11 protein-coding genes are annotated in these 9,636 nt (G+C 60.4%); 10 read left to right on the top strand and 1 reads right to left on the bottom strand.

The genetic code is table 11. The features are described 5' to 3' along the window. Positions 1-862 (top strand): ABC transporter substrate-binding protein (locus tag AC1DVH_RS21000; protein ID WP_477755419.1); only part of this gene is annotated, 862 nt, incomplete at its 5' end. A gap of 9 nt (positions 863-871) precedes the next feature. Here AC1DVH_RS21000 and AC1DVH_RS20995 read toward each other — a convergent pair. Beyond that, the gene (locus AC1DVH_RS20995; RefSeq protein WP_477755418.1) at positions 872-1,732 is read right to left on the bottom strand and encodes a LysR substrate-binding domain-containing protein; all 861 of its coding nucleotides are present in this window, start codon (positions 1,730-1,732) and stop codon (positions 872-874) included. 252 nt (positions 1,733-1,984) lie between these two features. On the opposite strand from AC1DVH_RS20995, the gene AC1DVH_RS20990 reads away from it, so the two are divergent. The 9 genes from AC1DVH_RS20990 to AC1DVH_RS20950 all read left to right on the top strand — a co-directional run. Then, a complete protein-coding gene (locus AC1DVH_RS20990; protein WP_477755417.1) occupies positions 1,985-2,827 on the top strand; it encodes a transporter substrate-binding domain-containing protein in 843 nt (280 codons plus the stop codon). 65 nt (positions 2,828-2,892) lie between these two features. Further along, positions 2,893-3,744, top strand: a complete 852-nt coding sequence (locus tag AC1DVH_RS20985; protein WP_477755416.1) for a transporter substrate-binding domain-containing protein — start codon at positions 2,893-2,895, stop codon at positions 3,742-3,744. Next, the gene (locus AC1DVH_RS20980; RefSeq protein WP_477755415.1) at positions 3,741-5,165 is read left to right on the top strand and encodes an FAD-binding oxidoreductase; all 1,425 of its coding nucleotides are present in this window, start codon (positions 3,741-3,743) and stop codon (positions 5,163-5,165) included. The genes AC1DVH_RS20985 and AC1DVH_RS20980 overlap by 4 nt, the downstream gene beginning before the upstream one ends. Continuing rightward, positions 5,162-6,373, top strand: a complete 1,212-nt coding sequence (locus tag AC1DVH_RS20975) for an aminotransferase class I/II-fold pyridoxal phosphate-dependent enzyme (protein WP_477755414.1) — start codon at positions 5,162-5,164, stop codon at positions 6,371-6,373. The genes AC1DVH_RS20980 and AC1DVH_RS20975 overlap by 4 nt, the downstream gene beginning before the upstream one ends. Next, on the top strand, positions 6,370-7,104 hold the full coding sequence (locus AC1DVH_RS20970; protein WP_477755413.1) for an amino acid ABC transporter permease: 735 nt from the start codon (positions 6,370-6,372) through the stop codon (positions 7,102-7,104). Before AC1DVH_RS20975 ends, AC1DVH_RS20970 begins: the two co-directional genes overlap by 4 nt. After that, positions 7,094-7,882: an amino acid ABC transporter permease gene (locus AC1DVH_RS20965; protein ID WP_477755412.1), complete on the top strand. Its 789-nt coding sequence runs from the start codon at positions 7,094-7,096 to the stop codon at positions 7,880-7,882. Before AC1DVH_RS20970 ends, AC1DVH_RS20965 begins: the two co-directional genes overlap by 11 nt. After that, positions 7,869-8,705, top strand: a complete 837-nt coding sequence (locus tag AC1DVH_RS20960) for an amino acid ABC transporter ATP-binding protein (protein WP_477755411.1) — start codon at positions 7,869-7,871, stop codon at positions 8,703-8,705. Before AC1DVH_RS20965 ends, AC1DVH_RS20960 begins: the two co-directional genes overlap by 14 nt. Before the next feature lie 17 nt (positions 8,706-8,722). Then, on the top strand, positions 8,723-9,319 hold the full coding sequence (locus tag AC1DVH_RS20955; RefSeq protein ID WP_477755410.1) for a cysteine dioxygenase family protein: 597 nt from the start codon (positions 8,723-8,725) through the stop codon (positions 9,317-9,319). Further along, the coding region (locus AC1DVH_RS20950) for a thioredoxin domain-containing protein (RefSeq protein ID WP_477755409.1) at positions 9,316-9,636 on the top strand (321 nt) is incomplete at its 3' end. The genes AC1DVH_RS20955 and AC1DVH_RS20950, both read left to right, overlap by 4 nt.

Below are 9,636 nucleotides of genomic sequence, written 5' to 3'. Positions count from 1 at the left end.
GCAGCTCATCGAGAAGCATGGCGAGGAGCAGGGCCTCGATATCAAGGTCGACTGGAACAGCATCTCCGGTGCCACGGCGATGAACGAGGCACTATTGGCCGGCGCGCTGGATGTGGTGTCAGCCGGCGTGCCGCCGATGCTCACGATCTGGGATCGGACAAAAGGCAAGCAGAACGTCAAGGCCATTGCTTCGCTGGGCTCGATGCCCAATTACCTGCTGACGAATAATCCGAATGTGAAGAGCCTCAAGGACCTCACTGAGAAAGATCGCATCGCCGTACCGGCGGCGGGGGTCGGTTTCCAGTCGCGCACGCTGCAGATCGAAACGGCCAAACAGTTCGGCAAAGACAATTTCAAGAAATTTGACGATATCTCGATCAGCCTTGCGCACCCGGATGCAACGGCGGCGCTGATTGCTGGCGGTTCAGAGATCAATTCACATTTTTCCAGTCCGCCGTTCCAGTACCAGGAACTGCAGAATCCCAACGTGCACAAGGTACTGAGCTCCTACGACGTACTCGGCGGGCAGGCCACGTTTAACGTGCTGTACACCACTGAAAAATTCCACGACGAAAACCCGAAAACCTACAAGGCGTTCTACGACGCGCTGGCCGAGGCCGAGAAAATAATCAAGGCCGACAAGCCTGCAGCAGCCCAGACCTATATCCGGGTGGAACAGTCGAAGCTGGCCTTGCCGCTGGTTGAGAAAATCGTCGCCGACCCCGAAATCGACTTTACCGTCGTGCCACAGCGCACCTTCATCTATGCCGAGAAATTGCAGGAGTTAGGTGTACTGAAAAACAAGGCGGCCAGCTGGAAGGACTACTTCTTTGAAGAAGCCCACGGCGGTGCGGGCAGCTGAACCGGGGCATCAGTGCCCTTGACTGCTTTTAATCAACTCATACGCCCGACGCACTAGCGGGTTTACGGTGTTCGGGCGAATCCACAAGTGATAGGTCACGTCTGGCAGTCGCGGCAATCCGTCATTTTCACCCAGTACGCGCATGTCCGGGCCGAGCATTTCCATACTTCTGGGGGTGACGCCCAGTCCCGCGCGCGTCGCCGCTTTGATGCCGATCAGGTTCGATGCCAGGTAAGCCTGGCGCCAGGGAATGTTGGCGCGCTCCAGGGCCTCCAGCGCGTAGCGGCGATAGATACTCGGTTCCTCGACGAGAATCAGTGGCAAGGGTTCGCCCGGAGTATGGATGTATTGGGCCGAGCAAATCCACCACACCGGCGAGGTGCGCAAGGCGAAGCCTTCAAGGGTCGGGTCTGCGCGGGTGGAAATCACCATGTCGACCTTGCCCCGGTGCAGGTCGTCCATCAGGAACGGACTGCGACCCACGTCGATCTCCAGGCGCAAGCGCGGTGCCGAGCGGGCGATGCGGCTGAGGATCGGCGGCAGGATGGTGTCGGYGATGTCGTGGGGCGAACCGATGCGCAGCACGCCGCTCAGGCTGCTTTCTCGCAGGGAGCTCAGGGCATCGTCGTTGAGCGAAAGCATCTGCCGCGCATGGCGCAGTAACTGCAGGCCCGCTTCGGTGAGCTGTTTTTGCCGCCCGCGTTTTTCGAACAGGTTCACCCCGACAAGTTGTTCCAGGCGTTGCATGTGTTGGGTGACCGACGATTGCGTGCGGGCCAGCTGCGCGCCGGCCTCGGCAAAACTGTGGTGATCCACCACGGCAATGAAGGTGCGCAGCAATTCGAGATCGAGCGTGGGTGAGGTCGACATGTCAGCTCCAAAGGCTGTTTTTTACATCAAAGTCGCAAACATAAACATTACATGGCTTTATGTGTTGTTGCCGGTTTTTTAACGAGAAAGCTAAAGAGGTCAATGAATGCTGGAATTATCAAAGTTTTTTATTCGAGGGTGATGCGCAAGTTATAACGATATTAGATATTTGAATTTCCGTTACGTCATCGTGATACCTAGCATGCTCACACATCAGGTCGGGGAACGCCGATCATCCAGAAGGGTAAAACCATGTTGCTTGAGCGCACGCCTGTAAAACGATTGTTGCCTGTGATGCTGGGCGCCTTGATCTCGCTGGCGACCAGTGCCGGTGTTCAGGCCGATTCCACGCTGGACAAGATCCAGCAGCGTCACGTGCTGGTGGTCGGCGTAATGCTGTCCGGCGGTCCCTTTGGCGGGATCGATCCGACAACCCAGAAGCCACGTGGTTTGAACGTCGACCTCGCGCAGGAACTGGGTCGGCAACTGGGCGCCGAGGTGGAGCTGGTGCCGGTATTGCCCGCCAACCGCGTGCAGTTTCTGCAGCAGGGCAAAGTTGATTTGCTGATTGCCAACATGGAATGGACGGCCGAACGCGGCGAGATCCTCGGGTTCGTGCCGACGCCGTTCTATCGCGTGGGCGGCACCGCAGCGGTGCTCAAGGACAGCAAGATTACCCGCTGGGAAGACTTGAAGAATCAACCCGTCTGCACTTCTCAGGGCAGCAGCTACATCAAGCCGCTCACTGAACTGGGTGTCGAGATCAAGGCGTTCAAAAGTTCGTCGGAGTCCTTGCTGGCGCTACGCGGCAACAACTGCGTCGCGGCCGTGCATGACGCCACGCTGGTCAACCCGTTGATCACCGACAGTACCGAATGGCAGGGCTATCGCACGCTCAMACCGGAACTCAACCCGGCGCCTTCGGTGATCTGGACCCGCCGCGGAGAAATCGACACTCAGGCCAGACTCGATCCCATCGTCAAGGAACTGCACCGCAGCGGCTGGTTGATCGAGGCCCAGACCCGCAACCGCATTACGCCCGCGTCACCGGCCTTGGTGGAATTGCAAAAGCAATTCCAGGCCAACGGTGCCTGAGTCCGGCCCCCCCATCGTTTCTCACAGACCGTCGCTTGCCCGACGGTCGTACAAGGTAGCTGCGCATGAATCGTGTTTTTTCCGCTAGAACCCTGACCACGTTGTGCCTGGCAGGGTGTGCCGGGCTGGTTGCCACGTTCGTCCAGGCCGATGCAACGCTGGAGAAGATCGAGCAACGTCACGCGATCAGCGTTGGGGTGATTCTCAGTGGTCCGCCGTTCGGCACCATCGACCCCAAGACCGGCGAGCATCTGGGCTATAACGTGGAACTGGCCAAGGGCATCGCCAAGGCGCTGGGCGTCGAGGTCAACACCGTCTCGGTACTGGCGCCGAACCGGGTGCAGTTTCTGCAGCAGGGCAAGGTCGACATCCTGATCGCCAACATGCAGTTCACTGAAGAGCGCGGCGAGATTCTCGATTACGTGCCCACGCCCTATGAGGAAGTCGGTGGTGCCGCGCTGATTCGCAAGGGCGCAGGCATCACTCAGTGGGCCGACCTCAAGGGCAAGCCTGTGTGCGTGTCCCAGGGCAGCAACTTCATCAAACCGTTGCAGGAAACCTACGGCGCACAGATCAAGGCTTTCCGTAGCCAGTCCGAATCCTTGTTGTCACTGCGTGGCAATGGTTGTGTGGCGGCGGTGCATGTCAGCCCGACCATGCATGCGTTGTTGAGGGATGCCGAATGGGCCGGGTATGAGATCCCGCTGCCGGGAGATTTGATCCCGTCCAACTCAGTGATCTGGTTACGTAAAGGCGAGCACGATATCCAGGCAAAGCTGGACGCCATTGTGCGCGACTGGCACCGCAGTGGCTGGTTGATTGCGTTGGGCGAGCGCACCGGCATGGCGCCATCACAGGCATTGCGTGACCTGCACGAGCAATATCGTAACGCCGCGCCGCAGGCCGTGCAGCCATGAGTCGGCCGTTGTTTGTGGCCTTGCAGCAGCTGCTTGGCGCCAGCCATGTGCAGAGCAGCGAAGAGGCTGCGCCGTACCTGACCGACAAACAGGGCCGTTACGTGGGGCAGGTGATCGCCGCCSTGCACCCGGGAAATACCGAGGAAGTCGCGGCGGTGGTTCGTTCCTGCGTGGCCTGCGATACGCCGGTGGTGGTGCAGGGCGGCAACACGGGGTTGATGGGTGGCGCCACCCCGGACGCCAGCGGTCGCGCCGTGTTGCTGCTGCTCGACCGGATGAATCGCGTACGAGCCGTGGACACGGACAACGACACCCTGACCGCCGAAGCGGGCTGCATTCTACAAACCGTGCAGGACGTTGCCCGTGACGCCGGCCGGCTGTTTCCCCTGAGTCTGGGCGCCGAAGGCAGTTGCACCATCGGCGGCAATCTGGGCACCAATGCCGGTGGCACCGCCGTGTTGCGTTATGGCAATACCCGTGAGCTGACCCTGGGTCTGGAAGTGGTCACTGCCGAGGGTGAAATCTGGAATGGCCTGCGTGGGTTGCGCAAGGACAACACCGGCTACGACCTGCGTGACCTTTTCATCGGCAGCGAAGGCACACTCGGGATTATCACCGCCGCGACCCTGAAACTCTTCCCTTTGCCCAAGGCGCAGTCGACGGCACTTCTGGCCTTCGATTCTTTGGCTCAGGCGGTGCAATTGCTGTCCCATGCCCGCGCCGGTTTCGGCGCCAGCCTCACCGCGTTCGAACTGCTCAGTGCCAACTGTCTCGCGCTGCTGCGCGAGCAATTTCCAGAAGGTCCGCAACCTTTTCTCGGTGCTGGGCAGCCTTGGTTTGCACTGTTGGAACTGTCCGACAACCACAGCGAAAGCCATGCCCGTCAAGCGTTTGAAGAAGTGCTGAGTGAGGCCTTCGAACGCGAGTTGCTGGCCGATGCGTTGATCGCCGAAAGTCTGGCCCAGAGCGAAGCCCTGTGGCTGTTACGGGAGAACATGAGCGAGGCGCAAAAACGCGCCGGTCGCAACATGAAGCACGACATTTCAGTGCCGATTTCCCAGGTCGTGGCGTTTGTCGCTCATACCGATGCGTTGTTGCAGACGCATTTTCCCGGTGTCCGCCATTTCACGTTCGGCCATTTGGGCGATGGCAACCTTCACTACAACGTCGCTCATCCACTTGACTCGACGGTTGAGGCGCATATGGCTCACTACGCTGCGCTCAGCTTGCTGGTTCATGACAGCGCCCATGCCCATGGCGGCTCCATCAGTGCCGAACATGGCACCGGCCAGCGCAAACGGGACATGCTCAAGCGCTACAAAAGTCCGGTGGAACTGGACCTGATGCGCCGCATCAAGCAGGCGCTGGACCCGAAAAACCTGCTCAATCCGGGCAAGGTATTGGAGGTGGCTCAGTCATGAATCTTCACCTGTCCAAACGCGTTCAGCGTGTTTCGCTGTCGGCCAATGCTGCCGCGAAGTCCCAAGCCACGGCGTTGCGTGATGCCGGTCGCGACATTCTCGACCTGACCACCGGCGAGCCGGATTTCGACACGCCCGAACACATCAAGCAGGCCGCTTATGCCGCCATCGCTGGCGGTGCCACCAAATACACCCCGATGCCAGGCGTGAAGGCTTTGCGGGTCGCTGTGCAGCGCAAGCTCCAACAGGAAAACCGTCTGGACTATCCGCTGGAATCCATCGTGATTGCCAACGGTGCCAAACAGATCATCTTCAATGCCTTCGCCGCGACCCTCGACGACGGCGATGAAGTGCTGGTGCCGACCCCGTACTGGCCGTCCTTCCCGGACAGCGTGCGCTTCAATGGCGGCGAGCCGGTGTTTATCGAATGCGGATTGGCGCAAGGCTGCAAGCTCACCGCGCAACAACTGGCGCAACACATTGGCGAGCGCACTCGCTGGCTGATCCTCAACGGACCCGGCAACCCCAGTGGCGCGGTGTACAGCATGGCTGAACTGCAAGGGTTGGCCGAGGTGTTGCGTCGTCATCCGCAGGTGCTGATTCTGCTGGATGAACTCTATGAACATATTCGCTTTGACGGTCAGCCGGCCCAGAGCCTGCTCAACGTTGCGCCGGATTTGCAGCCGCGCTGCCTGCTGGTGGGCGGTGTTTCCAAGACCTACGCCATGACGGGCTGGCGCATCGGTTTCGGTGCCGGGCCGCAGGTGCTGACCCAGGCCATGGCCGTCGTGCAGTCGCAATCCACTTCGGGAGCTTCCTCGGTGGGACAGGCCGCAGCGTTGGCCGCCTTCGAGGGTGGCCTGGGTTTCTTGCCGGAGCAGGTCGCGGCGTATCAGCAACGACGGGACTTACTGATGAGCGCCTTACGCAACGTGGACGGCCTTGAAGTGCTCGAACCCCGGGGCGGTTTCTTCGTGTTTGTGCGCTGCGCCGGGTTGTTGGGCCGCTATCGCCCGGACGGTCAGCGTCTGGAAAACGACGCCGATGTCGTGGCTTATCTGCTGGAGGAGGGCGTGGCCGGTGTGGCGGGCAGCGCTTATGGCTTGTCACCGTGGTTTCGCTTGTCTATCGCCACTGCGACCGAGAGCGTCGCGGAAGCGGGGCGCCGGATCGCCCATGCCTGTGATCAATTGCGGGGCAATGCATGATTCATTGGCTGGAAACATTTGTCCGCTGGACCGCCGGGTTCGGCCTGAACTACAGCTTTCTGCTGGACGCCTATCAACGCGCAACCCTGGAGCAGGGCGCGCTGACCACAATGCTGCTATGTCTGTTCACCATCGTCGGCAGCCTGCTGGCCGGTGTCGGGTTGGCGGCAATGTTGACCTCGGGGAAACCCTGGCTGGCTAAACCTGCACGGGTGTTCGTTGAAGTCACCCGCAACACGCCGACGCTGGTGCAGCTGTATTGCGCGTTCCTGGTGCTGAACATGCTGCTGACCCAGGCGGTCGGCGCGGCGAACCCGCTGACGCCGTTCGCCTGGGTGGTGATCGTGATCTCGCTGCACAAGGGCGCGTTCCATGCCGAAGCCTTGCGCGCCGGCATCGAAGCGGTGCCGACCGTGACACTGGAAGCCGCCAGTTCCCTTGCGTTCAGCAGCCGCCAATTGCTGTGGAATGTGCAACTGCCGCTGGCGGTGCGCTTCGCCTTGCCGTCGCTGATCAACAACCTGATCGACCTGGTGAAGATGACCACCGTGGCCTCGGCCATTGCCGTGGGGGACATCACTTACGCGGCGATCATGATCTGGACCCAGAGCGACAACGTGCTGGAACTGATGATTCTGATTCTGAGTTTTTTCGGCCTGCTGAGTTTTATCGTCAATTGTGTGGGGCGCTACCTGGAAGCGCGCCTGAGGATGCCCGGCTATGGCCATTGAATCGTCCGTCACCGCGCCGGTGGCCTGGCCTCGTCGGCATGTCGGGAAACTGTCGCTGTTGATTTTCGCCGTGTTCTGGCTGATCTGGATCGCCCCGCAAAGCCCGGTGCTCAAGGCCTTGCTGCAATGGTCGCCGGCACTGGTTGCAGGCTTCGGCCAAAACATTCTGATCAGTCTCGTCGCCATCGGCCTGGGGTCTGTGTTGGGGTCGTTTGTCGGTGCGTTGGCGCTGTCGCCCCTGCGTCTGCTGCGTTTGCCGGCTCGGATCTGGGTGCAGGTTTTCCGTAACGCACCCTGGCTGGTGCTGATTTATTTCACCACCTATGTGTTCCCGTTCGAGATCCACATCGGCAGCGCCTATGTCGCTTTCCCGGACTGGGTCAAGGTCACGATTGGCCTGGCGTTGCCGGCGAGTGCCAACGTCGCGGAAATTTTCCGTGGCGCCATTGCCTCGATCCCCAGCACCCAATGGGAAGCCGCACGTTCCCTGGCGTTCACTCGCGGGCAGATTTTCCGCTCGATCATCTTGCCGCAGTGCTTCAAACGCATGTTGCCGCCGTGGATGAACCTTTATGCGGTGATCACCATGGGCACGGCGCTGGCGTCACTGGTGGGCGTGCATGACGTGATCGACACCGCTCAGATCGCCAGCAACACCGTGAACATGACCGGCTTCACCGTGGTGATTTACCTGAGCCTGTTGGTGCTGTTCTTTGCCTATTGCTACCCGATTTCCCGACTCACCCAACGCCTGGAGCGACGTTATGCCTTCTCCTGAAACCGTCGCCGAGCCCTTGATCAGCCTGCGCGACCTGCACCTGTCGTTTGGTAATAACCCGGTGCTCAAAGGCATCGATCTCGATGTGCATCGCGGTCAGGCCGTGTCGATCATCGGCCCGTCCGGCTCGGGCAAATCGACCATCCTGCGCTGCATCACCGGCCTGTTGCAGTCCCAGCGCGGCACCATCCGCGTGGGCACGACCGAGGTTCACGCCCTGGCCCAGGAAGCCCAGCGCATCGAGTTGCGCAAGCGCGTGGGATTTGTATTCCAGCAATACAACCTGTTCCCTCATTTGTCGGTGTTGGAAAACCTGGTGATTGCCCCGCGCAAGGTGCTGGGGCGCAACCGGATCGAGGCCGAGAAAGACGCCCGCGCCTTGTTGGCCAAGGTGCGTATGGAACACAAGGCCGATGCTTATCCGGGCCAACTCTCGGGCGGTCAGCAGCAGCGCGTGGCGATTGCCCGCGCCCTGGCGATGCGTCCGGAACTGATTCTGTTTGATGAGGTGACCTCGGCCCTCGACCCGGAAACGGTCGGTGAGGTGCTGACGGTGATTCGCGAGTTGACCGAAGAGGGCATGACCTGCGTGCTGGTGACCCACGAGATGCGCTTCGCCGAAGAGATCAGCGACATCGTCTACTTCACGGAAAACGGCGTGATCGTCGAACACGGCAGCGCCGTGCAGATCTTCCAGCAGCCCACCAGCGAACGTACCCGGGCGTTTTTGCGCCACGCCCTGGGTGATTCGGGACGCCGGCCGCCCATCGCCAATGATCCGTATCTGTTGAGCAACCTGAGTCGCTACAGCCTGTCCGTCTAATACCGAGGAGCCTGTTCATGAGTAMCGTTAACCGTGCCGCMGTCATCGAGGATTTCCTGAAGAAAATCCGTGTCATCCATCAACGGGGCGTCGACCGTGCCGCGCTGGCAGAAATCGTTTCCTTGCTTGAAGCCCTTGCCCAGCGCCGCGATCTGTTCAATTTCGACGAGTTCCCGGCCCCCGTGCCGGGGCAGGGCAGCACCGCGTTCCGCTACCGTCTCAATGACGACGGTGATACCCCGACGCTGTACCTGAACTCGCTGTTACCGGGCAAAAACACCATCCCTCACAACCATGAAACCTGGGCGATCATCAGTGCCGTCGAGGGCCAGGAAATCAACTACGTCTACCGTCGGGATGACGAGGGTCGCGAGCCCGGTTTCACCAGCTTGCACCTGGAAAAGGAAGTGATTGTGCAGCCGGGCACCTCCATCTCGTTTCTCGGCGAAGACCTGCATGGCATTCGGGTCGAAGGCGAACAACCGACCCTGCATTTCCATCTATATGGCTTGCCGCTGGAGTCCCTCAACGGTCGTTACGGCATCGAGGCTGACGGGCGCATTCTCAATTACAACGCCTCGCAAATGGCACCGTCGATCAAGGCCTACGCATGATCGATTTTTATTACTGGCCGACTGGCAATGGCCTGAAGATCGGCATCCTTCTCGAAGAATTGGCGCTCCCGTACCGCACCATTGCGATCAACATCCGTGAAGGCGAACAGAAGCAAGCCGCGTTCCAGCGCATCAGCGCCAACGGGAGGATTGCGGCGATCGTCGACCCTGCGCCACTGGGCTTAAGCGAGCCGCTGAGCCTGTTCGCCCTCGACTTGGCGATCTATCCGCACATCCATGCCTGGCGCGAGCGAATCAAGGCACGCCCGGCCGTCCAGCGTGCGTATACGAAGGGACGGGACGTCGCGGCCGAAGAG

Source organism: Pseudomonas sp. P4_C3 (genome assembly GCF_056402075.1).
Note: the sequence above shows the minus strand (reverse complement) of the source record. Positions and strands in the feature narration are given on the sequence as shown.

Excerpts from the sequence above, each read along its gene's own strand:
- AC1DVH_RS20985 (WP_477755416.1), top strand. The coding sequence starts at position 2,893 with ATGAATCGTGTTTTTTCCGCTAGAACCCTGACCACGTTGTGCCTGGCA.
- AC1DVH_RS20975 (WP_477755414.1), top strand. The coding sequence starts at position 5,162 with ATGAATCTTCACCTGTCCAAACGCGTTCAGCGTGTTTCGCTGTCGGCC.
- AC1DVH_RS20970 (WP_477755413.1), top strand. The coding sequence starts at position 6,370 with ATGATTCATTGGCTGGAAACATTTGTCCGCTGGACCGCCGGGTTCGGC.
- AC1DVH_RS20965 (WP_477755412.1), top strand. The coding sequence starts at position 7,094 with ATGGCCATTGAATCGTCCGTCACCGCGCCGGTGGCCTGGCCTCGTCGG.
- AC1DVH_RS20960 (WP_477755411.1), top strand. The coding sequence starts at position 7,869 with ATGCCTTCTCCTGAAACCGTCGCCGAGCCCTTGATCAGCCTGCGCGAC.